This is a genomic window from Martinezella sp. CNPSo 3959, assembly GCF_057784355.1.
Genome location: NZ_JBXSOV010000003.1, coordinates 83,203 through 106,488, shown reverse-complemented (window position 1 = coordinate 106,488; position 23,286 = coordinate 83,203). Strand labels below are relative to the sequence as shown.

The 23,286-nt window shown below is 56.1% G+C and carries 28 protein-coding genes and 4 pseudogenes; 14 read left to right on the top strand and 18 right to left on the bottom strand.

Annotated features, from left to right (window positions below):
* Nucleotides 1-204: 204 nt before the first annotated feature.
* Nucleotides 205-428: pseudogene (locus AC13RE_RS11180) on the bottom strand (helix-turn-helix transcriptional regulator); the annotation flags it as partial.
* A 247-nt stretch (nt 429-675) separates the two neighbouring features.
* Between AC13RE_RS11180 and AC13RE_RS11175 the strand changes: the two are divergent.
* Both AC13RE_RS11175 and AC13RE_RS11170 read left to right on the top strand, forming a co-directional pair.
* On the top strand, nt 676-885 hold the full coding sequence (locus tag AC13RE_RS11175; RefSeq protein ID WP_112338766.1) for a cold-shock protein: 210 nt from the start codon (nt 676-678) through the stop codon (nt 883-885).
* A 1,199-nt stretch (nt 886-2,084) separates the two neighbouring features.
* Nucleotides 2,085-2,330, top strand: a complete 246-nt coding sequence (locus AC13RE_RS11170) for a hypothetical protein (RefSeq protein WP_488484688.1) — start codon at nt 2,085-2,087, stop codon at nt 2,328-2,330.
* A gap of 188 nt (nt 2,331-2,518) precedes the next feature.
* On the opposite strand, the gene AC13RE_RS11165 is transcribed toward AC13RE_RS11170, so the two are convergent.
* The 7 genes from AC13RE_RS11165 to AC13RE_RS11135 all read right to left on the bottom strand — a co-directional run bounded on the left by AC13RE_RS11165 (nt 2,519) and on the right by AC13RE_RS11135 (nt 5,890).
* Nucleotides 2,519-2,824, bottom strand: coding sequence for a YkgJ family cysteine cluster protein (locus tag AC13RE_RS11165; RefSeq protein WP_488563142.1), 306 nt, complete (start codon nt 2,822-2,824; stop codon nt 2,519-2,521).
* A gap of 23 nt (nt 2,825-2,847) precedes the next feature.
* Entirely contained in the window at nt 2,848-3,204 is a 357-nt protein-coding gene (locus AC13RE_RS11160) for a hypothetical protein (RefSeq protein WP_488484687.1), read from the bottom strand.
* A 53-nt stretch (nt 3,205-3,257) separates the two neighbouring features.
* Complete coding sequence (locus AC13RE_RS11155; RefSeq protein WP_132720898.1) at nt 3,258-3,533, bottom strand: hypothetical protein; 276 nt, start codon at nt 3,531-3,533, stop codon at nt 3,258-3,260.
* A gap of 82 nt (nt 3,534-3,615) precedes the next feature.
* Complete coding sequence (locus tag AC13RE_RS11150; RefSeq protein ID WP_488562960.1) at nt 3,616-3,921, bottom strand: DUF6481 family protein; 306 nt, start codon at nt 3,919-3,921, stop codon at nt 3,616-3,618.
* A gap of 47 nt (nt 3,922-3,968) precedes the next feature.
* Nucleotides 3,969-4,178 (bottom strand): hypothetical protein, encoded by a 210-nt coding sequence (locus tag AC13RE_RS11145; RefSeq protein ID WP_488562959.1) that lies wholly within the window; start codon nt 4,176-4,178, stop codon nt 3,969-3,971.
* A 122-nt stretch (nt 4,179-4,300) separates the two neighbouring features.
* Nucleotides 4,301-4,510 carry a cold-shock protein gene (locus AC13RE_RS11140; RefSeq protein ID WP_488562958.1) on the bottom strand — a complete coding sequence of 70 codons (210 nt, stop codon included), beginning with the start codon at nt 4,508-4,510 and terminating at the stop codon, nt 4,301-4,303.
* Nucleotides 4,511-4,978: 468 nt separating this feature from the next.
* Nucleotides 4,979-5,890 carry a LysR family transcriptional regulator gene (locus tag AC13RE_RS11135; RefSeq protein ID WP_488562957.1) on the bottom strand — a complete coding sequence of 304 codons (912 nt, stop codon included), beginning with the start codon at nt 5,888-5,890 and terminating at the stop codon, nt 4,979-4,981.
* Between the two features lie 109 nt (nt 5,891-5,999).
* Between AC13RE_RS11135 and AC13RE_RS11130 the strand changes: the two genes are divergently transcribed.
* The 3 genes from AC13RE_RS11130 (at nt 6,000) to AC13RE_RS11120 (ending at nt 9,436) form a co-directional block, all read left to right on the top strand.
* Nucleotides 6,000-7,349 carry an amidohydrolase family protein gene (locus tag AC13RE_RS11130; RefSeq protein ID WP_488562956.1) on the top strand — a complete coding sequence of 450 codons (1,350 nt, stop codon included), beginning with the start codon at nt 6,000-6,002 and terminating at the stop codon, nt 7,347-7,349.
* Nucleotides 7,350-7,410: 61 nt separating this feature from the next.
* Nucleotides 7,411-8,610: an arabinose transporter gene (locus AC13RE_RS11125; protein WP_488562955.1), complete on the top strand. Its 1,200-nt coding sequence runs from the start codon at nt 7,411-7,413 to the stop codon at nt 8,608-8,610.
* A 55-nt stretch (nt 8,611-8,665) separates the two neighbouring features.
* Nucleotides 8,666-9,436 (top strand): SDR family NAD(P)-dependent oxidoreductase, encoded by a 771-nt coding sequence (locus tag AC13RE_RS11120; RefSeq protein WP_488562954.1) that lies wholly within the window; start codon nt 8,666-8,668, stop codon nt 9,434-9,436.
* A 167-nt stretch (nt 9,437-9,603) separates the two neighbouring features.
* Here the strand turns inward: AC13RE_RS11120 and AC13RE_RS11115 are convergent, their stop codons facing one another.
* The 4 genes and pseudogenes from AC13RE_RS11115 to AC13RE_RS11100 all read right to left on the bottom strand — a co-directional run bounded on the left by AC13RE_RS11115 (nt 9,604) and on the right by AC13RE_RS11100 (nt 11,316).
* Nucleotides 9,604-9,837 carry a hypothetical protein gene (locus AC13RE_RS11115; protein ID WP_132720892.1) on the bottom strand — a complete coding sequence of 78 codons (234 nt, stop codon included), beginning with the start codon at nt 9,835-9,837 and terminating at the stop codon, nt 9,604-9,606.
* Nucleotides 9,838-10,039: 202 nt separating this feature from the next.
* A complete protein-coding gene (locus tag AC13RE_RS11110) occupies nt 10,040-10,327 on the bottom strand; it encodes a hypothetical protein (protein WP_488562953.1) in 288 nt (95 codons plus the stop codon).
* Nucleotides 10,328-10,690: 363 nt separating this feature from the next.
* Nucleotides 10,691-10,780: pseudogene (locus AC13RE_RS11105) on the bottom strand (VOC family protein); the annotation flags it as partial.
* Between the two features lie 143 nt (nt 10,781-10,923).
* Nucleotides 10,924-11,316 carry a response regulator gene (locus AC13RE_RS11100; RefSeq protein WP_488562952.1) on the bottom strand — a complete coding sequence of 131 codons (393 nt, stop codon included), beginning with the start codon at nt 11,314-11,316 and terminating at the stop codon, nt 10,924-10,926.
* 406 nt (nt 11,317-11,722) lie between these two features.
* Here AC13RE_RS11100 and AC13RE_RS11095 point away from each other — a divergent pair, with 406 nt between their 5' ends.
* Together AC13RE_RS11095 and AC13RE_RS11090 are read left to right on the top strand one after the other, a co-directional pair.
* Nucleotides 11,723-12,739 (top strand): PAS domain S-box protein, encoded by a 1,017-nt coding sequence (locus AC13RE_RS11095; RefSeq protein ID WP_488562951.1) that lies wholly within the window; start codon nt 11,723-11,725, stop codon nt 12,737-12,739.
* A gap of 337 nt (nt 12,740-13,076) precedes the next feature.
* Nucleotides 13,077-13,433, top strand: coding sequence for an avidin/streptavidin family protein (locus AC13RE_RS11090; RefSeq protein ID WP_488562950.1), 357 nt, complete (start codon nt 13,077-13,079; stop codon nt 13,431-13,433).
* A 148-nt stretch (nt 13,434-13,581) separates the two neighbouring features.
* Here AC13RE_RS11090 and AC13RE_RS11085 read toward each other — a convergent pair whose 3' ends face one another.
* Nucleotides 13,582-14,676 carry a sensor histidine kinase gene (locus AC13RE_RS11085; protein ID WP_488562949.1) on the bottom strand — a complete coding sequence of 365 codons (1,095 nt, stop codon included), beginning with the start codon at nt 14,674-14,676 and terminating at the stop codon, nt 13,582-13,584.
* Nucleotides 14,677-15,142: 466 nt separating this feature from the next.
* On the opposite strand from AC13RE_RS11085, the gene AC13RE_RS11080 reads away from it, so the two are divergent.
* Nucleotides 15,143-15,385, top strand: a complete 243-nt coding sequence (locus AC13RE_RS11080) for a DUF2934 domain-containing protein (protein ID WP_488562948.1) — start codon at nt 15,143-15,145, stop codon at nt 15,383-15,385.
* A gap of 428 nt (nt 15,386-15,813) precedes the next feature.
* Here AC13RE_RS11080 and AC13RE_RS11075 read toward each other — a convergent pair whose 3' ends face one another.
* The gene (locus AC13RE_RS11075; RefSeq protein ID WP_488562947.1) at nt 15,814-17,382 is read right to left on the bottom strand and encodes a putative bifunctional diguanylate cyclase/phosphodiesterase; all 1,569 of its coding nucleotides are present in this window, start codon (nt 17,380-17,382) and stop codon (nt 15,814-15,816) included.
* Between the two features lie 469 nt (nt 17,383-17,851).
* Here AC13RE_RS11075 and AC13RE_RS11070 point away from each other — a divergent pair, with 469 nt between their 5' ends.
* The 3 genes from AC13RE_RS11070 (at nt 17,852) to AC13RE_RS11060 (ending at nt 19,210) form a co-directional block, all read left to right on the top strand.
* A complete protein-coding gene (locus AC13RE_RS11070) occupies nt 17,852-18,052 on the top strand; it encodes a hypothetical protein (protein WP_132720886.1) in 201 nt (66 codons plus the stop codon).
* 420 nt (nt 18,053-18,472) lie between these two features.
* On the top strand, nt 18,473-18,622 hold the full coding sequence (locus AC13RE_RS11065) for a hypothetical protein (protein WP_095438695.1): 150 nt from the start codon (nt 18,473-18,475) through the stop codon (nt 18,620-18,622).
* A gap of 327 nt (nt 18,623-18,949) precedes the next feature.
* Nucleotides 18,950-19,210 (top strand): PCC domain-containing protein, encoded by a 261-nt coding sequence (locus AC13RE_RS11060; protein WP_488562946.1) that lies wholly within the window; start codon nt 18,950-18,952, stop codon nt 19,208-19,210.
* Nucleotides 19,211-19,251: 41 nt separating this feature from the next.
* Here the strand turns inward: AC13RE_RS11060 and AC13RE_RS11055 are convergent, their stop codons facing one another.
* Entirely contained in the window at nt 19,252-19,533 is a 282-nt protein-coding gene (locus tag AC13RE_RS11055) for a hypothetical protein (protein ID WP_132720883.1), read from the bottom strand.
* A gap of 269 nt (nt 19,534-19,802) precedes the next feature.
* Here AC13RE_RS11055 and AC13RE_RS11050 point away from each other — a divergent pair, with 269 nt between their 5' ends.
* Nucleotides 19,803-20,069, top strand: a complete 267-nt coding sequence (locus AC13RE_RS11050) for a hypothetical protein (protein WP_112339654.1) — start codon at nt 19,803-19,805, stop codon at nt 20,067-20,069.
* A gap of 223 nt (nt 20,070-20,292) precedes the next feature.
* On the opposite strand, the gene AC13RE_RS11045 is transcribed toward AC13RE_RS11050, so the two are convergent.
* A complete protein-coding gene (locus tag AC13RE_RS11045; RefSeq protein WP_488562945.1) occupies nt 20,293-20,859 on the bottom strand; it encodes a transposase in 567 nt (188 codons plus the stop codon).
* 64 nt (nt 20,860-20,923) lie between these two features.
* Complete coding sequence (locus AC13RE_RS11040; protein ID WP_132722065.1) at nt 20,924-21,862, bottom strand: alpha/beta hydrolase; 939 nt, start codon at nt 21,860-21,862, stop codon at nt 20,924-20,926.
* On the opposite strand from AC13RE_RS11040, the gene AC13RE_RS11035 reads away from it, so the two are divergent.
* On the top strand, nt 21,856-22,863 hold the full coding sequence (locus AC13RE_RS11035; RefSeq protein ID WP_488562944.1) for a helix-turn-helix domain-containing protein: 1,008 nt from the start codon (nt 21,856-21,858) through the stop codon (nt 22,861-22,863). The genes AC13RE_RS11040 and AC13RE_RS11035 overlap by 7 nt on opposite strands.
* Nucleotides 22,841-22,966: pseudogene (locus AC13RE_RS11030) on the top strand (transposase domain-containing protein); the annotation flags it as partial. The gene AC13RE_RS11035 and the pseudogene AC13RE_RS11030, both read left to right, overlap by 23 nt.
* Nucleotides 22,967-22,999: 33 nt before the next feature.
* On the opposite strand, the pseudogene AC13RE_RS11025 reads toward AC13RE_RS11030, so the two are convergent.
* Nucleotides 23,000-23,203, bottom strand: a pseudogene (locus AC13RE_RS11025) (transporter substrate-binding protein); the annotation flags it as partial.
* Nucleotides 23,204-23,286: the final 83 nt, after the last annotated feature.

Here is a 23,286-nt window from a genome sequence, read left to right as displayed (position 1 = left end):
ATTTACGCCGCGTGGCGAGGGTAAACATGGAAGCAGAGATGTTCTGCACTCAGCTTTTCGACTGAAAGCCCAATGATCGTCCCATAGAGATTTTGATCCAATGGCGTAATATAGCGGGAGTAAATATTCCGGACGGCGGCAGCCAATCTTCGTCAACACCGAATGATCCCATTAAGGATACCGCCCCTGGTAGTGATCATGGCTTTAAGAAGTCTTGTTGCTGATCAATTTACGAAAGACCAGAGGCGTGTCGCCTGTTCGATCCTTGAACAGCTTGTAAAATCGACTGCTGGAGCCGAAACCGCAATCAAAAGCGATCCTCCATACTGGATCGTCGGTGTCAGCAAGCAACTTCATCGCTCGGGCTATCCGATATCGAATTAAATATTCATTGGGGGCTTACCAAGGACTTTCTGAAATGCCTTGTTGGGTGCGCCGCCCCCAGAGCGGCGGCCATTTCTGGTCTGGTGAAAATAGCACGTGGCTTGGGTGCACAGCGTCGATTTCCGCGTTATCCATTGTAAAATCAAAAATTGAGCGTATATGTAGGACATCGACCATTGCTTGTGATGTCGTTCCAGAGCTTATGCTCCCGTTGGATTTCCTCTCAAAAAATCGATCCCATCCCGCAAAGCACCGCGGGACCAACAGCGATTGCCATGAAAGGAAATCGTTATGAATACTGGTACTGTGAAGTGGTTTAATTCCGTCAAGGGCTTCGGCTTCATTCAGCCTGATAACGGCAGCACGGACGTGTTTGTCCATATCTCTGCTGTCGAGCGCGCGGGAATGCGCTCGCTTTCGGACGGCCAGAAGATCAGCTACGACATCGTGCAGGACCGAAAGTCCGGCAAGAGCTCCGCTGACAACCTTCAGGCAGCATGAATTTGTCATTCGCTCCGCTGACCACGGATGTACTGGCAGCTGAACCGGATGACTGTGAGAGGTCGGGTCCATGCCCGGCCTTTTGTTTTTCTGGGAATTGAGCTTGGAATGGTATTTGCCATAGCTCCGATGACAGGATCGTTTTCGAGATCTTGTAATGCGATAACGCGATAACATCGAACTGCAAGATACGGGGTTCCGCCTTAGTGCTGGAAGCTCGCGGTGTCGCATCCCACAATATCTGCTTTGACAATGCATATCTGTACGCATCGGGCCAGGAGCATATCTCAGTTCGTGTTCCCACCGCACGTATATCAGGCCTAGCTGCCTTGCATCCGGGAAGTTCCGTTTGCAACAGTCGGGAAATGATCATGGCCTGCCCAAACGGCGAGACAGGCACGTCCTAGACGTGAACAGCCGTGTCATAGGAATCGTCGTCCCGGTGGGCGGCCTTGCCCAAACAAAAGGAGGACGCGATGTCTTCCAACCAATATTCCGCATGCGTTTCACGAAACCTGGTTCGAACGAGTGCGTTCGGATATCGTGATCATGCGGATCTTTGCATGATCCTGGAAACCGCCGTCGGCCGAGGCGCCGAGCGAAGGCTGCCTTTAGCGAGCATGACGGTGTTTCCCAATTTCGGCACCGTTTGGAAAATCTGCACGCCAACGGCCCAGCAGGACGTTATCTCCTCCCGCGTGAGTTAAGCGGTATCAGAAGAAATGCCAATCCAAATTTAAGCAATTAAGCAGCGCCGATACTTATTCGAGCGCCCGAGGAGAAAATGATGGCTAAAGGCCAAATGCGCAGCAACCGAGAGATCCGCAAGCCCAAGAAAGATAAAACACCAGAAGTGGCACCAGCCTCATCTGGCGCACAGGTTAAGTTTGCAAGCGGCAACCCGGGAAATCCGAACAAGAAATAGCACGCAGACGCACCATCAAGCCGACATGAATGCGGATGGGCGCGCCGTCGCACCCACTATTCGAGGAACCAATGATAAATCATCCCCCCAGACAATCCGCGGAAAAGCTCTTTCGCGTGCCCCGCGCCGAAGCAGGATCAAATGCCGAAAAGCTAATGAACCTTCGAGAGAGAATGCAGCGCCGCAGACGCGAGCTCAGAGAGACCGAGCGCTGCATCAGAGACGCTGCGCGAGTAGAAGGTCAGCCCCCTTACCGAACGCGGAGGACAACGACGTGATCAGTTTCGATTACACGGACGGAGCGGGGCTTTATGCGGGCAAAGCGACACGCGGACGCAGCGGACTTCGTTACAGGCGTTTCGAAACGGCAGCCGAAGCCCTCCGCTTCGCGGTCGAAGACATGCCTGGCGCGCAGCAGCGAGGATCTCTATTGGAAGTAAATGAGGCGCGTTTCGACCACAATCAAATCCGGGCGCTCTACGACGCGCCAGATTACCCGCTTTCCCGGCGAAGCAAATGAAAAAGGCAGCGTCCTAACTTTTCGGCTGCTGAAGTCAGGGCTGCTGAGTGGATCTACAGGAGCCTGGAAAGGCCCGTAGCCTACTGATTTTCAATGAGAGAGGCCACCCGTCGCGCTTGGCGGCGGCTAAGCGAGCCTGAGCCAGCTCCGTCACGAATACACGCACCACTTCGCTCTACCACCATACGCTAGAAACGGACTTTGGCGCGCGCTATCGTGCATGCTTCGTCACCTGGAACACAAGCTCGACAAACGTCTGGCCGCACCTCGTATACGAGACAGGACGTGTTGATCCCGACCTCACCCGACAGTGCCGAACATCGCGAGCCCTCGCAACGCATGCCGCGCTGATCAGCTTCAACATAGTGACGGGGTATCAAAGCCAGGTCATCGTCAGCTTCCGTCGTGAACCTTGGCCATTCGGATGAAAAAGAGCAGCATGCTCCGCAGGCTTGGCAATCAATCGCAGCGGTAGATGCTACGCTTGCCGTCAGGTCGCAGGGAGAATTTACCTGGGTCACTTGTGCTTGAGAAGCCAAAGCTTTCCCGCCATGGTGATCGCGCGCGGCGAATGTGCCTCCCCGTCCGTTCCATCGAGGTTCCTAAGCAGCTCCAATTCGGTAAGTCGCTCAACCGTTGTCGTCGTGGCCGACTTCACCTTGATCGGATGCTCTTTGAATCGATCCGACCTTGCGTAGGTAACGACGGCATTAAGATGAGTCCAAGACCTTCCATCCGCAGAATGCAGGTCGCCATTTCCCGCGAGCTTCAGGGCTTGCACCTGGGACGGCGTCAGCGATGCCACGATGGCTCGTGAATTGGCCTCGACTTTCTCTTTAGGAGAAAGAAGCGATCTCCTTTGGTCTGTCGGCATGATTTTTTCTCCTTGAATATCAAAAAAGGGCCGAAGCTCTTGGTGCCGCCCGATCAGGCCCGGTCGTAGGTGAAGGAGGTCAGAAGGGTCGTCACGAAGTTGCTGGCTCGTTCCTTGACCAGCACTTCCGTCCATTCGTCAGTGCCGCGAAGTCTTAGATCCGTGTAGATACTATCGACGGCCGCTTCTTCGATGCGCTTGATGTGCGTGTTGAACGCTGCTTCACCCTCGGTGCGATACATGTCACGGATGACCATGCGCAGGATCTCCTGGATCGCGATTTGCCAGGCCGTGTTGATCGCCTGCAGCTCGTTTGTATTAGTGGTCACGGTGGCTCCTAAAGCATGAGTGATTTCGACGCGGATGCCTCAGTCCTAAGGGCTGTTGGTCGGACTGAAAGCGCCTGGCGGCCTATGCTTGCCTGGCTTTACGATTGGCATAGCGCCTGTCTCGCTCGGCCTTGCGAGCGGCCTCGGCGACCGCCTGCTCGTTTGCTGCCTCGGTCCCTAGCCGGCTGCGCTCCACAAGCTTTAGACGGTCCCGTTCAATACGGCGAGCTTCGCGAGCTTCTACAATCAAGAGCCGCTCGGCCTGCCTGGCAAGTCGAGACGGTTCGGTCGCCGTTTTCGCGGCCCGGTAAGCTTGGAGAAGGGATGCTTTGGCGCCGGCGGCAGCTGACCGTCGGTCGGCGAGTTCGTTGTTTCTGTGGTATGTCAAATCTGTATCCTAATGGCAGCAGGCGGTGATGACCAACCTGCCTTCGCTCATTTGGCGACCAGGGTGGATGTTGCCGACGTCCGCTCGGCTTGTTCTTTTGCGAGGCGCGCTTCTCGAAGCCGCAAAGTCTTGGCATTGCGTGCTTGCGCAGCCGACTCGAGCTCCTCCATCGCATTGTTCTTGGCAAAGAACTCTGTCTGGATAGTGCCGAAGGCGATCTCGGCCTGCTGGCGAGATTTACTATATGTCTCTGTCATTGGGTTCCCCGATGTCGGCGATGGGCCGAAATGAAAAAGGCCAGGCGAACTGCCTGGCCTCAGATGATAGCGTGCTTCCGGCAATGCCAGTACATCCGTGGTCAAAGGGAAGCCGATATCACTTAAGCAGCCTGAAGATTGGTGGCCGACATCTTGCCCGACTTCACGTCGCGCTCAAGCTCGAAGCCAATCTTCTGGCCTTCGACGAGTTCGCGCATTCCGGCGCGCTCGACTGCCGAGATGTGAACGAAGGCGTCAGCGCCGCCGTTGTCAGGCTGAATGAAGCCGAAGCCCTTGGTGGAATTGAACCATTTTACTGTGCCAGTGGTCATGATGAACCCTTTCAAAGCATAGAGTGGTGAACTGCGGAGCGGATGCCACGCAGGTAAAGACCGACTATTTTTGAAAGAAAAGTTCGCTTAGAGCACGGTGTCGATCGTGCGGTAGACAAAGCTCGGCAAGCAAAAGATCGATATCGCATCTATACGGGCTTAAGAGCGAAGGGTCAACGCTTAGTTTTTGTTGAATGCGTATTGCCTGTATTGGTTGTGTCGCAGCACGCACGGCCACCCGGTACCAGACGATCGCTCGCCACACCAACGATCAATGAGCTGATGGCATAAGACTTATTAGGAACGGCCCGCTGCTTACTTGCCCGGACCAATTATCCCAGGAGGGACAGGAACTCGTGGCCCGCTGACATAGTTGCTTGATTATGGAGCGAGGATGCGCGCGAGGACGCGACTTTTGCACAACAGCGACGTTTTGACGATCAGTTGGCAACCGAGGTCATTATCAACCTAACGCTCGAGTTCGGTAGTAATATCGGCACAGAAATCGACAAATGCCCGCACCTTTGCTGGCGGGTGCTTACGCGACGGATGGAAAACAAAGAGCGGAAAGCGTTCACCATGCCAGTCGGGAAAGAGGTCGATCAGCGATCCTCTCGCCAATGCCTGCCCAACTCCCCAGCCGATCACCTGAGCGATGCCGGTGCCGGCGAGGCATTCGTCGAGCATTGTCTTCGGGTCAGTGAACGTCAACGGTCCGCTCGTCGGAACATCGATGGTCTCGCCGTCCCGGATGAACTCCCATTCGAATGGCTTCCCGGTGTAGGGATCGATAAATTGCAGACAGCGATGAGCCGAGAGGTCGCGAGGATGCGCCGGACGGCCATGGCGCTCGAGATAGCGAGGTGAGGCCACGGTGAAAATTGGTGCTTCTATTAGCTTTCGCGCAACCAGACTGGCAAAGCGCGGTTGGCCGAACCGGATTGCGAGATCGATCCCCTCTGCGACAAGATTTCCGACATGCTCGCTAGTCACGAACTCGATCGATAGCTCCGGATAGCGTTCGCAGAATCCACCAAGCCGACCTGCGAGCACGAGCGGCAGAAAGAATGGATCGATATCCACTCTCAAGCGGCCGCGCACCGCCGATGCCGCGCCGGACACGACCACGGCAGCGTCTTCGATCGCATTCAAGTGCGGCTTCACCTCTTCATAAAACCGCCGCCCCTCGTCGGTTAGCGTCACCGAGCGCGTCGTTCGATCGAGCAGGCGTACACCGAGGCGCGTCTCGAGACGACCGATGGCCCGGCTTACACCGGAATCTGTGATGCCGATCAGTTCAGCGCCTTTGACGAAGCTCCCGCCTTCAACGACGGCCGCAAGCACGCTCACCCCCGAAAGAATCCGTCCATCGAAAGACATGTGCCAATCCCTGACTTTTGATCAGGAATCATCTGACATAAGCGCACTTAATTCAAGATCATTCCGGAGCGATAACGGTCCCGTGCTTTAAACCTGAAAGGACCTAGTCGTGAGCAATCTCCACCATCCCCGCACGCTCTTCAAAGGCGGCACCATCCTGACGATGGACAGAACGGTCGGCAATCTTGCCAGCGGCGACCTGCTCGTGGAAGACGGCAGAATAGCGGCCATCGGACCGAACCTCGCCGTTGCCGATGCAACCGTCATCGACGCCTCAAACGCCATCGTCATGCCGGGTCTGATCGACGCCCATCATCACATGTGGCTTGGCGCCATGCGCCGCATGATGCCTGATGTGCACGACCTCTTTGCCTATATCGATGTGGTCGCCGAAACGCTCGGCTCCCATTATCGCCCGCTTGACATGTATCTCAGCACCCGGCTTACGGCGCTCGCCTGCCTTGACGCCGGCATTACGACCGTCATCGATGCTTGTCATTCCTCCCGCAGCCCGGAACATACGGACGCCGCGCTCGATGCACTTGATGACAGCGGTATCCGCGCCCTGCATATGGTCGGCGCTGCCATGGACAAGAAGGCCTCTGCTGCCCACCTGCCGGGCGATCTGAAGCGACTGGCGGAGAACTGGAACCAGGGCGATGGCCTTGTGCGTGTCGGCCTGTTCGGCCAGCTTAATCTCGATTGGTGGAAGGTCGCCCGCAGCTTGGATATGCGTATTCTGACCGAGTTCATCGGCGATCTTGCCAAGCTTGGCCCGGAATTTGCCGAAAAGGGCGTGCTCGGCCTGCACAACATCTTCAATCATTGCACCCGCATTCCGCAGGAGACGTGGCGCCTCTTTGCCAATGCCGGCGTGCACATCACCGTCAATCCGCGTTCCGATGCGCTTTTCGGTTTCGATGACGAGAGTTTCGCCTATCAGCAAGCCATCGACCATGGTCTGACGCCGGCTGTTGGCATCGATCTCGACACTGCCTTCGGCAGCGACATGTTCGGCGAGATGCACGCGCTATTTTTGCAGCAGCGCTCGGCCATGCGTTACCGCAAATTCCGGGGCGAAGATAATGTGCCCGCTCCGATCACCGTCGAGCGCGTCCTTGAAGCGGCAACGGTGAACGGTGCGCGCGCTGCGGGACTTGAGAGCGAGGTCGGTTCGCTGACGCCCGGCAAGCAGGCCGATATCATCATGGTGCGCGCCAACGGTGTCGCGGTCACGCCGGTCAACAATGTCGTCGGCACGATCGTCCAGGCCGTCGAGCGCTCGGATGTCGATACGGTCATGGTCGCCGGCAAAATCCGCAAACGTGGTGGAAAGCTGGTCGGCGCCGATCTCATCAAGCTGATGTCGGATGTCACCGCGTCGCGCGATTACCTGCTGGCAAAGAGCGGCTATCGCCTGGACCGGTTCGGCGCATCCGCCCCCGAAGAAGCGGCCTGAATCGGTGCCGCCGCCTTTAGGCGGCACTTCCACCTCACAGACTTTCAGAATGGAGGCTGTCATGTCAGCATCTCTCATCAATGATGCGGCCAAAGCGAAGACTGCTCCCGCATATCTTTTCCGTCCGGCCCCGGGGATCATCGCTGCACTCTTTTGTGGCTATCTCGCGGTTGGACTTCCGCTTCCGATCATCCCGCTCTTCATCCACGACAAGCTCGGCTTCAACAATCTGGTCGTCGGCATGGCAATTGGCATCCAATTCCTCGCCACCGTGCTCAGTCGTGGCTATGCCGGACGCTTGACCGATCTCAAGGGCGGTAAGCGTTCCGCCCTGCAAGGTGCCGCGATCAGTATGACGGCAGGCTTCTTCTATCTGGCGGCGGCCATGCCCATTTTCTCGCCAGATGTCAGCCTTGCAATTCTTGTTGTCGGCCGGTTGATTGCCGGTCTCGGGGAGAGCCTCTTCGTCACCGGTTGCGTCTCCTGGTCGATTGCCTCGGTCGGACCACAGCGCGCAGGCATGTCGATGTCGTGGACCGGCATTGCCATGTTCGCGGCACTGGCCATCGGCGCGCCGGTCGGCATGGCTCTTTATCAGTCTTACGGCCTGGAGACCGCGATGATCGCCTGCATCCTTGCTCCGCTTCTCGCAATCGCTATCGCATTTCGGTCGGCCTCTCGTACGAGCCCGGTAGGCCCGCGTCTGCCCTTCTATAGGGTCATCGGCCAAATCTGGCGCGAAGGGGCCGGCCTGATGCTGCAAGGAGTGGGGCTGTCGGCTCTTACCGCCTTTGCATCGCTCTACTTTGCAGCCCACCATTGGAAGAATGCCGGTTTGGTGATGACGGCCTTCGGCATCGGCTTCATCTTCGTGCGCGTCGTCTTCGGCTCGCTGCCCGACAGAATGAGCGGCTATCGCATCGCGTTCTGGTCCTCGGTGATAGAGGCAGCTGGCCAGGCGCTCATCTGGGTGGCACCCAATGAATGGATGGCGCTTGCCGGCGCCCTGGTCACCGGTCTCGGTTGTGCACTGATTTTTCCCGCTCTCGGCGTCGAAGCGCTGAAGCGAGTACCTCCCGCTAATCGCGGCAGCGCCATGGGCGCCTTCGTCGCTTTTCTCGATATCGCCTATGGTATTTCCGGCCCGGTCGCTGGCATCATCGCCGGACGGTTCGGATATGCAGCCGTATACCTGTTTGGCGCCGCCTGCGCTCTTGCCGGCGCTGCGCTTGTCCAGACCGCCCGCTCTTCACAATCCTGACCGTTGTTCCACATTGCCTGTGAGAATTGTTCGCCGGCTCCCGAAGGAGATTTCCATGTCCCGCATCTTCATTTCCGGCTCGTCCACCGGTCTTGGCCTTATGGCGGCTGAACGTCTAACCGAACAAGGCCATCAGGTCGTACTTCATGCGCGCAATCCCGCCCGCGCCAGCGATGCCCGCCGCGCTCTCCCGAAGGCGGAGGCCGTCGTAATCGGCGATCTCGAGACCATCGCCGGCGCAAAAAATGTCGCCGCCGAAGTTAACAGGCTCGGGCGGTTCGACGCAGTGATCCACAATGCTGCCGTCGGCTATCACGAAGCTCATCGCCTCACCTCCGATGGGCTGCCGCATGTCTTCACCATAAACACATTGTCGGCCTACATCCTGACCGCGCTCATCGAACCCCCGAAGCGACTGGTCTATCTGTCTTCCGGCATGCACCATCATGCAGATGCCAATCTCGAGGACATTCTCTGGAAACGGCGCCGTTGGAACGGATCAGAGGCCTATGCCGAAAGCAAGCTGCACGATGCAATGCTCGCCTTCGCGATCGCGCGGCGCTGGAGGGACGTGTTCTCGAATTCGCTGGAGCCCGGATGGGTTCCGACCAAGATGGGCGGCCCTGGCGCGCCTGACGACATGGCACAGGCCCATCTGACACAAGCCTGGTTGGCTGCCGGCGACGATCCAAAAGCGGACGTCACGGGAGAATACTTCTATCATCTGAAGCGTCGGACCGCGAACCCGCAGGCTCATGATCCAGCGCTTCAAGACCGCCTCATCGCGATCTGCGAGGAGATTTCAGGCGTGACTTTGCCAAAATGATTTGGCCCGCACAGCTTAGATGAGAAAAGTCCTATTCCGGTTAGCAGAATAACGGGCGCATCCGACGGTTGAGCCAATTCTTCGGAACGATGCTCACGAAGATCAGCATAGTCGCGTCCAGGCCACGAAGCAGAAATGCGAACATGATCGCCGAGATCGGCCCCGCGTCACGAGCTAGCGAATTTCACCGTTACCCCGCGTTGACGAAAGTAGGCCTGCATGAGTTTTCTGCCTGAACGATTGTTCTGCACCAGTTTAGCCGGGTCGAATACGGCTTCCTTCAAACCCGCCCGCGCCAAGGCTGCCTTGAGGGTCGCGATATGCAAGTCGATGTCGGCATTGTCCGCCTGGAGGGATTCGTAAATGCGGTTGATTGCGTCTGATACGGTCGGGTCGGTCACTCTGATACTCCTGTTGCGGCTTCGCTCGTTCTTACCAAATTTCTCGGCGCGACCTTATTGTGGTGAAGTACGTCCTCGTCAATCAGGAATAGTGGAGTGAAACGCCGCATACGCTGTTCGAGATGAGCCAAGACAAGCCGACCAGCGTGCCGGCCCCAGGGCTTTTCACGCTCCTGACAATCGGAAGCGCTCCTAATCTCGATTATTGAAAAGCCACAAGGAAAGTTTTAGTTTCTAGGTGAAATCCCAATCCATGCTCAGGAGATGGCGAAGGGTGGTCAATAGATACTCTCGCACCAGAGATATGTCCCTGGATTCCGAGGCGCTCGGTACATGTCAACACGTATTTGACGCCATCCTTGCCGAACTGAGCATTAATCGCGAAGCCGAAAAGGCTGAGGACATTGCCGCCTTTGTCATCAAGCTTTATCAGCAGGGTGTCCACGATGAGAAAAAGCTCTTCGAGCTTGGCATGAGCGCTGCCGATCATCTTAGGGACTGAGCAGTGCAGGCCTCATGCCCATGCCTATATCTTGCGTGATCTTGATGATGAGAAGATTTCCGTGTCGGCAGCCGAGTACTCCACGTTGAGCAGCTTTGCCATATCCTCGGCGAGACGTTCGCTGAGACCGGCAAGAATAACGTTGTTGTAAGCCGCAACCCGGCCTGTGCTTGCGTCAAGGACGGACCAAGACCAAGCGGTGTCGCGCACGGCGCAATATCTTGCAGGCCCCATCTTCGACCTCCGAAATTCATACCGCTTAAACCCCTCCCGGTGGTCTGAGGTTCCAACGGCGGGACGCGGGCAAGGGAATTGGTTGCAGGTGGCCGCCCGGCAAGTATGCGCGCCCTTTCATTTCGTCGGCTGAAACCTCGCCGTCAGCTTGTTTCCGTCAGGATCGCGAAGATATGCGATGAATGCTCCATTTGGGGGCTCCGGTGGGACCTGAACATCTTGGCCTGCATGAACAAGTCCGAAATCGGCGTTGGCGATTGCGGAGCGCTTCTCCTTGTCCGCATCAGGGTCGGATCAAGCAGTGGGACACATTTTCGAAAATTTACGGGGCGGCGCCGGCGGCCCGAAGACTACGCCTGAAGGCGTTTCAGGCAGGGAGGTGCCGAAGCGGGTTCGCCCCTGCGGAGCGCAACGGCATACTCTATGGTGCTGAGTAGATCGGTGGCGAAGACGGGCTTAACCAGGGCCCCGATAGCATGAGGATCCGCGGCGACGATTTCCGGATTGGCGGTTGCGAATATGACGGTGACACCATGCGCTTGGCTGAGGTACCCAGCCAATGAGGGACCCGTCTGACCATCACTGAGATGAACATCGACGAGGGCGATATCGGCGCCAATTCCCAGCTGGGAAGCATCCTCGCTATTGCTGACTGGCCCTGCAACGTCATAGCCGGCAGAGCGCAGCACGGATTCCACATCAAGGGCAATCAGAACTTCATCTTCAACAACCAGGATTCGCATGAACGCCTCGTCAAGATCCTTGTGCGATTTGTTGGATCGCTGGTCCGGCCGGAGAGTAAATAGCGCCCCATCGACAGCTGTCCACCTTCGTCAGGAAGTCCGGCAAGCGGCGGCGCATTTAAGTCGTTCCAACATCTCGCCAATAGAAATGTTCCCAAAGCTACCCAGCGCGATTGAACTTTCCGGGCGAATAGTCGCCACTTTGAGCCGGAGACCCTACTGATGCCGCTAGAGACATCATCAACTTTGAAACTTCTCGGCTTGGCATTCATTATACAGGGCATAAATTAAGTGCGGTTACTCGGATCGATCCGGGCAGCTGAGAGGCAGTCTATCGCGCCTCCAAGAGACGACACGACGAATTGATTCTCGCAATCTGTGACAGCGTAAGAGACAGGAGAAACAAGTGTCACACCAACGCAATGATGCCCATTCGGCCGCCCTGCCCCTATCGGCTGACGCCTGGCTTGCTGCAATCGTCGAAAGTTCAGAAGATGCCATTATCAGCAAATCCGTCAACGGCATCATCACGAGCTGGAACAAAAGCGCAGAGCGACTATTCGGTTTCTCAGCCGCCGAAGCAATCGGACAGCCCATCACCATTATCGTGCCGCCCAATCTTTTGGATGAGGAAGCAACCATAATCGCCTCCATTCGGGCAGGCCGGCGGATTGAGCATTATGAGACGGTGAGATGTCGCAAAGATGGGACGCTGGTCGATATTTCGCTGACGGTTTCCCCCGTCACGGACAAGGATGGCGAGATCGTCGGCGCTTCCAAGATCGTACGCGACATTTCCGAGCGGAAGCGGTTGATCGAGAGGCAAGATCTTCTGCTGCAAGAGATGAGTCATCGGGTGAAGAACCTGTTTGCTGTGATGAATTCGCTTGTCTCGGTGAGCGAACGAACAACCACGAGCGCCCGCGGCCTTGCCGACGACTTGCGCGCGCGCATCCGGGCCCTTTCTGCCGCACACAATCTCGTTTTGGGTCACACCGGCGGAAACTCCCAATCCAGCGGCTCCGCGAGCCTTTTTGCCCTCATTCAAGCGATTTCCGCAGCGCACCAGGATCAGAAGGGTGAGCGCATCGCCGTCCAAGGCAATGACATTGCGGTCGGCGCTGTTGCGCTTACATCGATCGCGTTGCTCCTTCATGAGCTGGTCACCAATTCGATCAAATATGGCGCGCTGTCGGCATCGGGTGGCCATATCGACGTCGAAGTTCGAGACCAGGATGGAGTTGAGTTGCATTGGGCCGAGGTCGGCGGCCCCTCGATTGAGGCGCCAAGCGGAGCGGCGGGTTTCGGCTCTCGATTGGAGCAACTCGCATTGGACGCTCTCAAGGGCTCGATAACGCGAGATTGGAGATCGGACGGCTTGCGCATCGGTCTGAGGATCCCGGTACAGTCGCTTGGTGGATAATCCCTCAAGAAGACCCGAAATATGCCAGCGAACAGGGCATCCGATCATGGAGTTAAACCACTTAACTATACCAATGTTCATAACGATCCCGAAGCAATGGTTATTGGCCCCGCGATGCCTTGCGAGGTTAGATCGATTATTTGAGAGGGAATCCGAGGAGGAGCACCGGGCCCTTGAGCGACGTCGCAATCTTGGCATTGATATTTGAAAATAAATCAAGATGCATTCATGCTGATGAGGCCCGGCAACCTGGCGACAGATCTGGCTGCACCGGTCTGCTGAAACATTAGAGCGAGAGGCGAGTTTTCCTTATCAGCTAGATAGGGAGGTCTCAGAAATGAGTTGGACAGGCACTTGGCGTAATCAGTATGGATCAACGCTGACGATCATCGATGATCGCGAGGGATCGATCAAAAGCACATTCAAAACCGCCCTTCCCGATAGCGCATTTTACGGCCACGAACTCCAAGCCACCGGCGTTTGGTTCGACGACTGCGTTAATTTTGCCTTCGGAACGAGCGAACAAGGCCTAACTTCGATCTGCTCATTCACCGGAATGTTGCGTGAAAACAAGCTGCGGACGGTCTGGCACGTCGTGACCAGCGCCAAAGCGGGCCATTCAGGCCGAATTGAGAAGCTGGGATGGGCCCATTCTGTACAGACGAACGTCGACATCTTCGAGCGTACCGGCTGATGTCGGGATCGCCAAAGCTAGATCAGCAATCGCGATGAGAATGTTATCAGGACCGACTCGGGCGAGTTGCCTTGCATGATCTCGGGTTAATCTGGCGACCAGTGGAAGCTTCGCGCTTTAAATTTTCCGGCTCAATCAGCGTATGCACCTAACGCCGCGGAAGCTGATCAGGGATTTCAACGAGGATACGCACCCCATCAGGACGCCAATCTCGATGGATCGATCCCCTCAACGAGGCGATTGTCATGCGTTCGAGCTCTGATCCGAAGCCGGCGGCTCCTTCGGAAATCCGTGCGGGAGGCCCATCGACTTCTGTCCACGTCAGCGCTAGTCCGTTATTACGAGAGACCTCGATTTCGACCCGACCGCCGTTTACCGAAAGAGAGCCATATTTGATCGCATTCGTTGCGAATTCGTGCAAAAGCAGAGCTAGCGACGTCAGCACGGCATTGTTCACGCTAACGTCCTCTCCGCTAACGACGATGCGGGTGCCATTCTTATCCTGGTGAGCCGACAAGATTGCGTCAATGAGACCGAAAAGACTTGTTGAAGCATGTCCATCGGAGCCGCCTTCGGATTCCTTCAGGACAAAATTCTGGGCGGCGGCCAATGCTGCGACCCGCGCGCGCAGATCGTTGGCGAAAGATGAACCGGGCGCTTCCGCGGACCTTTCGCTGACGGAAATCAATGCGCTGACGATGGCGAACAAATTTTTGATGCGATGATGCATTTCCCGCAGCATGAGCCGCTGTCGCTCCGCCATCCGCTTTCGCTCCGAAATATCGCGGGCGATCTTCGAAGCTCCGACAATTACGCCATTCTTGTCCCGGACGGGTGAAATCGTCAGCGAAATATCGAGCAGCGTTCCGTCCTTATGCTGCCTTATCGTCTCGAAATGTTCGATCCGCCTGCCGTTTCGAATGTGATCAATAATGGTTTCTTCTTCATGCAGGCGGTCGTCTGGAATAATGATACTGATGTGACGCCCCACCGCCTCGGCGGCTGAAAATCCGAAAAGTCGCTCGGCGCTTCTGTTCCAGCTCGTGATGATGCCACTGACGGTCTTGCTTACAATCGCGTCGTCAGAGTTTTCGACAATGGCGGCAAGCCACGCTTCGGCAGAAAGACCCAAGATACCGAAGTGTTCCCCCAGCGTGTTGTTCATCACCGAATCCGAGGACACCTTCCCCCGTTCGTACGCGGTGAAGGGCGAACCTTCAGGCTCATTTGCATCTTGCGGCATATCCACGCTCCTCCATCGCCAGCAGCCTAATCTCGAAAGCTGCTTGCCGAACGCCGACCAGCCTGGATGGGAAGCGGGTTGGGGTTTGAACACCGGAACAGCGCATAGCCATCAGGCTATGAGGGAGACATGAGGATTGCCAATCCTTCCTCCAGCTGGACCACGAGCACTGCTCTATTGTCTAAAAATATGTCGTAATACGATTTTTTCAAGCATAAGCATCTGGCCGCGCCGTGGATGCACCTCCCCGATTGGCGCATCGACTTCCTTTGAAGCAAGGAACGAGCTCGATAATCTTCACGTCGGCAGGTCCGAATTGACAAAGATTGCGAGCATCTGGCGCTATATTGCGAGCCCCTGGCGCTATAGAGTATCGAGCTCGATTTGCTGATGGCTGCGAAACGTCGGCCTCCGTCATTTAGCGAACTGACGAATGACTTTCCGATAAAAGCCAGGAGGAACTTCCGTGGCCAATCACGAAGACAAAAACCCGGACAAGCGTCGTGAGCGTGCCTACAGACTCTGGGAGGAAGAGGGACAACCGGAGGGTCGGGACCTTGATCATTGGCAACGCGCCGAAGAACAGCACGAGCGAACCGAGCAAGATGCCAACAAGTCAGAGGACCTGAAAAGCAATAGTTCGGGACCGCATGGCCGTAAAGAGAAGAAAACCACTCGTGCCAAAAGCCCGCGACCCGTTCGAGAATGACCTGTTTCTAGTATCGACGCTAAAGTTCCGGCGGGACATACGAGCGCCAAAGGGACGAGCACACCTCTATTCCACTGTTATCAGGAACTTTCTCAAAGGCGCGGTGTTCTATAACCGGGAAGGGATCCCCGCCTTCCTTTCGGTTCTCCTGCCGAAGAGCCGATAGCTGCCGACGAGCAGCTATCGGCGTTCGTCGGCAGCCGAGATGCGGATTGCGACAGTCGATTAGAAATCCTGTGCATTTCCAAGAACCCAGTCTAGCGACAGATGAGGTGTCAAGGTGTCTGACACCTCGAGTTGAGGATGCTGGATGATCCGGGTGGTGCAGCGTCCACGGGCCCATCATTCATCACGCGACGGTGGTCCCCTCCTCCTCTTCTTTACGAGCAAGAGAAATGCCCAGCCCCCAGTTGCTGATTTTGCCAGTTCTAGGAGACTTGGAACGCCTGGGGTTTAAGCACGGACTTACGATTGCGCAAATAAGGGATCACGTCAGAGGCGGGCATCGCTTTTCCAAAAAGATATCCTTGGCCGATATCGCAGCCCTCACGCAAGAAATAGGCGAGCTGCGTGTGGTTCTCGATGCCTTCGACCGTGGTTTTTACATCGAGCCCTCGGCTCATCCGGAGGAGCGCCTGCAGGATCTTTTCGTGGCGTTCGTCAGAAATGCGAGCAGGATCCACAAAGCTCTTGTCGATTTTGATCTTGTCGAAGCGATATCGAGCCAATTGCGCCAGACTTGAGTAGCCGGTGCCGAAGTCGTCGAGCGCAATCTGAATGCCGGCGTGATGAAGATCATCGATGACCGATGCAGCAAGATTGGGATCGCGGATCAAAGCATTCTCGGTGATCTCGACTTCCAGTCTGGCAGGGGCGAAACCAACACTGCTCAAAATCTTGAGAATCCGCGTTGCTAGCAACCGGTCGTCCATCTGAATTGCTGAGACGTTGAAGGAGAGTGATATGTGCTCCGGCCACAGCTTCGCATCCTCGCATGCCATTCGCAATAGCTGCTGAAACAACTCAGTCATCATGCCGGTGTTCTCGGCGATGGGAATGAAGTGCTGCGGCGATATCTGTTCGCCATCGTCTAAAGTCCATCTGGCGAGAGCTTCGAAGCCACAAACTTCCCCTGTGCGGAGGTCAATAAGGGGCTGATAAAATGATCGGATCCGACATTCAGCGATTGCTTTGCGAAGCTCACCTTCCAGCTTGGCACGGTCGGTCACTTTGCGTTGCATCTCTTCCGAAAATTGCAATGCGCTGCTCGCGCCGATTCCCTTAGCCTGATAGAGTGCGATGTCGGAGCGATGGCAGACGTCCTCCAAAGCGATGCCTTGTTCCGGCCACCTGGCATAGCCGACACTCGCACCCACCTGGCACGATATTGTGCCGACCTGTATTGGTTGGCTGATGGCCTGGATTAGCAACTTTGCGAAGTTTTCGTCCTTCTGAGCCGCCAATCCCTTGGCAATAACCAGAAACTCATCACCACCCAAACGAAAGACACTCGCAGGATCGGCCAATTGGGACAGGCGCTTTGAAACCTCCTGCAGAAGCCGATCGCCGCCTTGATGGCCGACCAAATCGTTGACCTTCTTGAAACCATCGAGATCGAGGGAGAAGACGGTTGCGGTGGAAGAACCGTCCTCATCTGCATCGATGGATTTTCCAACCTCGAATTTCTCGAGCGCATATCGGTTGGGCAGGCGAGTGAGATGGTCATGCGTTGCAATCCAATGTGCTCGCCTCGCAAGCTCCTCTTGTCTCTGCATTTCCCTGCGCAGATCAAGAATTCGCAACAGTGAATAGATCGAGCTCACTGCCCCGACGACGATCAGGTTCAAGAAGGCAAGGTCGACGGCCCTGTCCGATATGTTTCTCAAACCATGAAATATGGAGGAACGCCAAACATAGCCGATAATCCAAAATACGGCCGCACCGCACACCAGAGCCGCAAGCTGCTTTCCAGCCTTACTTTGCAAAAAAGCGTGCATGCTCTCCTCCAAGCCATTGCACCCGAAAGCCTGCAAGCCTCTCGCTCAAGCTGCCATATTTCGCCGCGAAGTATTAAGCGTGGCCCATTAAGCCGCTCGGTAGAGTGAGTTTATAGTCCTAAATATTTGTTACCCGCAGGGAGCAAAACGAAACTTAACCGCCAACGTAATAAACATAAGAACCTGCAAGCTTATCATACACTTGGAGCCAACGTGCATAAGTGGCCGTCTCACTCCGGGTCGGTCTGTGCGATAGCGTACAATAAACTCTATCGTGCCGCCGCCCTTGAACTGCCCCGCGCCAGTTTCGCAGCGATTCACAAGTATAGCTTCACACCGGAACATTAAAGCGCTAAATAATACAACAGGTAGTTGTCATAGTTTTTTCAATTATTCGGTCTATACTTGCATAATTGGCAGCATATGCGTAATGTTCTTGACGCTCATGTCTTTCAATAGGGATCTAAAAATGAGTGTAGATAGCAATAATAATGTCACATCCGCAGTTCCGCGGCGCGCTACGCGTGCTCGTGTCGAAATCGCTATGACCGAGTTGATCGATAATTTACAGCAGGAAGGATTTTTGGTGGAAGAAATTGCTCTAGCTTTGGCCGACGCTTCAGAAGACTACGTTATTCTTCTCGCCAACGAGAAAGTTTCCACCCACTAAATTGCAGCCATAACGGTAGGAAGGCGCATATCAGATCGCACGCGGGCGGCGACCAGGACCCGCCGCGGCGAATTCCCTCGCCATATAAATTCGCCTCCTCCTCCGCCAGACCTTCGTCGATCATCGCGCCGACGAGGCTTGAGCAAACGACGCCGTTGCGAAAACCACCGTACCGAACGTGATGGGCGCAAGCTTTTTCATCATCAAGCCCTTCGTTGCTGTCTATGTGCCAACCATGCCAAGGGCCGCATGTTCCCGGAATTTCGCTAGAGTATGAATTTGGCGGACAAATAAGGACAGCCAATCCCTTTATCGACATATCCCTGCCATGGCCGAGATGACCCACCGGGGATCAGCCCGATCGCGCCGGGAACCGAAATCACTCCTTGAGGTTATATTCATAGGAAAGGAGACGCTGCCATGATCCGCAAACTGAAATCAGGCGAATATCGCCTTTACTCGCGCAAGCTCGATCCCAAGACGCACAAGCGTAAAAACCTCGGGACTTTCAAAACCCGTGAGGCGGCAGAAAAGCACGAGCGCGAAGTACAGTATTTCAAGCACCATTAGCAGAGAGAAGAGCGCCGGGCCGCGCATCGCAACGAGCAGCTATGCGCTTTTTCCTTCTCAGGTCCTTTCGCCCGGATCGTTGCCCTCGCAACCCTCATCCGACCCTCAGGTTCCCTGCACGACGAAGACTCCTCACGCCAATGGAACCTGCGAGGCTCCGGGTGGTTCTGACCCTTCGACGTTCCAAGGATTTCGGATCGCCGAATTCAGCAGAGGAAGCGATGCGTCGAGCCAAAGGTCGGAAAAGTGACCGTGCCGAAGCTGCCGCCAACGGCAGGGGCAGTCTTGGCATGCATCGATCACGACAGGCAACATGGGGGCGATGCCATGCATCACAAGAAAATCGATCTTCAGAACGGGCAGAAGACCTATGTCGTCGTTCTCGACGCGAATGAGGAAGCATTCGCGACGCTTGCCGCATTCGCAACCGAACAGGGTTTGACCGCAGCTTCGATCACCGCAATCGGCGCCTTTGAACGTGCGACCGTCGGCTGGTTCGATTTCGCTGAGTTTCGAAAAGTCGCTGCCAGCTGGCTATGCGAACGGATCGGCCCAACCAGCTGTTCGCATTCGAGGTTGATTGCTTAGCCCCACAGCCTTGCCTCAGACCCCGAGGCAGGTCTATTTCACTACATCGGCTCCTTCTCGGGTACGGACGAAGCCATCACCTGAAGGCCTTGCTCAGGCGAAAATTCGTTCTCATCGAACGCGTGTCGGCGCAAAAGCTTGAAAATCGCTTCGTTTATGTCGCGTCCGTCGAGGAGGCTGGGATCGTCGCACAACACATCGATCGTCCGCCGAGCCACACGTTTTGCGACCATCTCGGACCTAACAAGCTTACGAGCCCACAGCAATAACGCTTCGCGGAAATTGGGATCATCTGGAATAGATGCGTATTTCCGAAAGGGCATAATGCCGCTTCCTCGGTCTTGCAGGCGGGAGCATGTATAGGCCCTCAGTCGCCACCGCCTACTTATTCGCTTGGCGACGATACCTCATCTTACGCTTTGAGAAGCCGGAGTCCATCCATTCCTACGCCAACAACCGAGCTTTCATGAGCTCTGGGGCCTAAGTCCTTGCTTGGCCGGGACTTTGGTCCGTATCCACGAGCAGCGCTCATGGCATACTAGGCCCAAGGCGCAGGTTAGCGCGCCGCCGCCCTAAATTGGAATGGAAAGACATGAAAAGAATTGTAATCGCAGCACTGGCGCTCGCCGCGACCTTGGCTGCATCGCCCGCATTCTCTCAGGTCTACTTTGAATACGGAGTTGGACCTCGCTACGACTATGATGCGCCGCCACGCTATTATCGCGATCGGCCGGCCTACGCAGATGATGGATACTATGACGCGCCGCGCTATAGGTATCATCGCCGGTGCTGGACGGAGAGGCGCTATGGCTATCGCCATCATCATCGGGTCGTCGTGCGTGAAACCGTTTGCGAATAGTCGGTGCGGGGGCGTAACTCTGGTTCCGGGTGTCCATTCCCAGATGCGAATGGTGGCATTCACAAAACTGTCACACAATGATAGATTGAGGCGCGCAGGTTACTGAACTCCAGTTCACATCCCACTCGCGCAAATACTGCTACGTAGCCGCCCTGCCTGGCCCCACCCGGCAGGGCAATTTCTTTGAGGTAATCGGAAGGGATAGGCAGGGCATTGGAGCGTTTCAAGTTTTGAGGGAGGCATATCCTGCGTTTGAGAAGTAGTTGGCGCATTCGTCTGGCTTGATAGTGTCGGCGAGGTGTCCGAGATGACGCCCAGTGTCTTCAAGGGTTCGTTTTTGAGCCTGGCGCATCCGGTGCTTGATCTTGGCGAAGGCCTGCTCGATCGGATTGAGATCGGGGGAATATTTCGGCAGGAACCACGGTCTGGCGCCCACAGCCCTGATGGCATCGCGAATGGCCTTGGCCTTGTGTGAGCCGAGATTGTCGAGGATGACGATATCGCCAGGCTTGAGGGTCGGGATCAACTGCTGACGGACATAGGCGCCGAAACATTCGCCATTGATGGGGCCATCGAAGACGCAGGGCGCGGTCAGCCGGTCACAGCGCAAGGCGCCGAGGAAAGCACGGTGCGGCTCCAGCACCCGCCGACGATGGCCGCCCGTCTTGCCGGGCGACACACTGCCGGTGGCCCGATGGCGCTGCGACCACTTCACCACGGACAACACAGCTATGTCGAACCGCTCTGCCACCACCCGGCAGCTCTGTCCACTCACAACCGCAACAACCACTCGCTCACGAAGATCATTCGGTGAACCGCTCTAGTGAGACTGAACACTCCTGGTGCGCGTTTGATCAGTCACCTCCGGCAATCGTGCGCAGCACGGTTGCCAACTGGTCTGGAGCGCTGAAAAATGGTGAGTGACTCGTTCCGATTGCATGCACGGTGCAGCCAGGAACGTCTTGGATCATCTGCCATTGAACCGACAGCGGGATGGCGCGATCGTTTGAGCATGTGATGTAGTGCCGTTCGATACCGGTGATGGAACGGGGCGTATAGACATTGGGAATTGCACTGTTGATGGGAACGGCGTTGCGTTTGGCCACGCGAAGATCCACCTCGGAACAATCGCCGTAAAAAGCTTCGCGAACCAGCTCCGGCTTCTCGACATCGAGCGCCAGGCCGCCGCCATCGACTGGCGCAACGACTTGGAACAGTGCCGAGGCCAAAGGATCCTTTGAGTATGAAAACAGATAATCGTTGGCGGTTTTGTCGGGCGGGGTCATGAAAGCGGTCAGGTAGACGAGACTCCGGATCTTTTCCGGCATTGTCTCGGCCAGATAGGTCAGCGAAACGCCTCCCATGGAATGCCCGACGAGAACGACCGGTTCATCCATGTCTGCCAGAAGTTTCCGCACTGGCATGGTGTAGGTTTCCATCGAATCGACGTCTGTCCAGGCTGCTTCACTGTAGCCATGCGACGTCAGATCCGGCGTCAACGTCGGATAACCGGAAACTGCGAGCCTGTCGGCGACCTTTTGGAAGCATCCGCCCCAATGCCAGGAGCCATGGATTAACACGATAGTTGACTTGGCCATCTTTTCTTCCTTCGAATTCGACAGTTGAATACTGTTTCGAGGCGGTTCTTTTGAGTTTCTTGCGCTATTGGCGAAGACCTGAACGTAAAATGGCACAAGACTTGCGTAAATGACTTGGAAGGAACGTTCGTTGCCATAAAGTGAATTCGTTCTCGATTGCGCCAGGCGTTCGGTGGGAGCTGAGCTGAATGACACATATGCATCAGGACAGAATGATCTGGAGCAGTGCCGACGTCGATGCGTTTCGCGGCTTCGAATACTATCGTGACGGGATCTGTCGCTCCTTCATGGATCTGATCCCCGAACCAGAGCAAGACGAAAACTGGTTATTTTCCGGCTCCGTCGAGACAGTTCCGATCGGCTACGGACGCTTGAACCGGGTCGTCGCCACCTCCCATCTCGTGTTGCGGACCAAGGCGGAGATCGCAAGATCGCCAAGCGAATGCTTTTATCTGAATTACAAGACACGCGGCGAATGCCGAATCCGCCAGTCCGGCGAGGAAATCGTCATTGTCCCGGGTGATGTTGGCCTCTTCGACAGTACGAAGCCTTTTGCACTGGAACATCGGCATGCACCGGACCTCGCCGTTTCGTCGTTCATGCTACCCTTCGACGACCTTCGGGAACGGCTGCCGCGCGCGTTCCCGATACGGCCGTTGGTGTTGTCCGCAAATCCGGTCTTTGGCGCGCTAATTCGTGAGGCGTGCGCGACGTTGGCGCGTGACGTCGATTATCTGGCTGAAGAGCAACGGGCGCGATTATTCGAGATGTTGCTGGACCTCGTTGCGATGGCCGCCAGTGCCGATGCGCGTCCTGTGCTTGACGCGCGGGCTTGTCGAGCCGACGCCCTGCTGCTCACCGCCAAGTCCTATATTTGCGACCACTTCAGAGAGGGAGGCTTGACGGCTCAAGACGTCGCGGGCGCTCAGAACATATCGGTCCGCTACCTTCACAAACTGTTCGAGGGATCGGGACAGTCGTTCGGCTCGTATCTGCTTGAGAGGCGTTTGGAGGCCGTCGCCTCCGCTCTACGAGCGCCGGGCCGATCCCATCAGACCATAGCTGCAATAGCCTTGACGCATGGTTTTGGCGATCCTGCCCATCTTCATCGAGCATTCAAGTTGCGTTTCGGATGCACACCCGGCGATTGGCGTTATTCAAACGGACGAGTAAACGGGCAAAATGAACAACGTTGATCCACTCGACTGGCGCGCCCAGCTCTTGACCCGCGTCGCTCAACGCCGGCCAATGTTCGAGCACGGGGCGCTTATGCCATGGAACTTCAGGCCAGACTCCATCTATGGCAAGCGGTCTCTGATCGAAATCGCCATCGTTTTCGTTCGCCTCGAACCCTTCGTACGGACACATGTACCACAGCAGGCCGCCATGCTTCTCGACAAGCGGAATGACTTCCTTGCGGGCGGCGGATGTGATCATGCCGACGATGTGCCGGCAACCGCTGTCACGCATCAAGCTGCGCGCACCCTCGAGATAGGCGGCCAGATCCGCATGCGGATCGAAGAAGACGAGCTCCGCCTTCCGGCCACCATTGCGGCGATAATCGTGAAGCGCAAATTCGGAGCCTCGCAATAATCTGCTCGATACCCCGCAAAATCACA